This is a genomic window from bacterium, from assembly GCA_004299235.1.
Lineage (GTDB): Bacteria > Chloroflexota > Dormibacteria > Dormibacterales > Dormibacteraceae > SCQL01.
Map to the genome: position 1 here is coordinate 1 of SCQL01000097.1, position 1,050 is coordinate 1,050.

Sequence of the window (1,050 nt, forward strand, 5' to 3'; positions counted from 1 at the left end):
GATGGTCTCCACCACCAGGCTGAGGGTCAGGAAGGCCCACGCGGCCCAGCCGATCACCTCGAACAGGCCCAGGATCAAGGTGCCGTCGTCGGGTGCGAGGAGTGCGTTCTTGACGCTGTCCCAGCTCGGCGTCTGGTCGGGGATCGGGTTCGCGCCGAGCCCGAGGAACAGGGCCGGTAGTCCGATGATGATGCCGAGGACGGCGACGGTGGCGAGGAGCCCGGTCAGCCGCTGGCGCAGGGTGGGCGTGGTCATCGTTCGATGCCTCCTTGAGCGCGGACCAGCCGCGCAGACGCCTCCCCGGTGACGCTCATCGAGTTGAGCCCGATGACCCCGAGGAACTTGCTGTTGTAGGTGTCGGTGGTTCGCACGATCAGGGTGTCGCCGTTGACGACGCTGACGCTGCCCTCCACGCCGGCGGCGTTGAGGTAGCCCTGCGCGGCGGCCTTGGCGGCGTTGATGTCGACGCGGAGATCCTCGCCGCGGATGGCGGTCGAGCCCTCGACCTCCTGGGCGCCGGTGCGCGCGGCCTGGGCGGCGGCACTGCGGGCCTGCTGCTGGGCGTTCACCTTGCCACCGAGGTCGACGGTCAACCCGACCAGGATGGTCATCACCAGTGACGCGGTGGCGAACCAGACGCTGATGGACCCGCACTCGTCCTGCTGTCGCCTGGCCTGGTGCCTCGTCATCGGCGCTCCCGGTAGACGTCGACGGGGCTGCTCGCGGTGGCGGTGATCGTGCGCGTTCCGGGTAGGCCGGGGATGCTCAGGTCCGACAGGTTCACCGTGCAGGTCACCGTGACGTTCACCTGGCCGGTGTTCCCGATCGGCGCGTCGAACGCCGCAGCGTTCACCGTGATGTTCGTACTGGTGCAGTTCACGTCCTGGTCGTTGAGGCTGCTGGCGGCAGAGGACCTGCCCGCGGCGATCGCCTCACTCTGGGTTCGCTCGATCGAGGCTGCTCGTGCTGCTTCGTACGCGGCTGCGTCCACGGACTGCTTGGCGAGCTCCACGCGACCGCCAAGGATGATCATCGCCACGAACAGCCCGA

3 protein-coding genes are annotated in these 1,050 nt (G+C 68.6%); all 3 read right to left on the bottom strand.

The features are described 5' to 3' along the window. A partial coding sequence (locus EPN29_14450) for a peptidoglycan-binding protein (GenBank protein TAN29635.1) occupies positions 1 to 255 on the bottom strand: 255 nt, incomplete at its 3' end. Beyond that, on the bottom strand, positions 252 to 689 hold the full coding sequence (locus tag EPN29_14455; GenBank protein ID TAN29636.1) for a pilus assembly protein: 438 nt from the start codon (positions 687 to 689) through the stop codon (positions 252 to 254). The genes EPN29_14455 and EPN29_14450, both read right to left, overlap by 4 nt. Then, positions 686 to 1,050 (bottom strand): pilus assembly protein (locus EPN29_14460; GenBank protein ID TAN29637.1); only part of this gene is annotated, 365 nt, incomplete at its 5' end. The genes EPN29_14460 and EPN29_14455, both read right to left, overlap by 4 nt.

What these genes read in the sequence shown, in the direction of transcription:
- EPN29_14455 (TAN29636.1), bottom strand. Translation starts at nt 689, where the DNA reads ATGACGAGGCACCAGGCCAGGCGACAGCAGGACGAGTGCGGGTCCATC.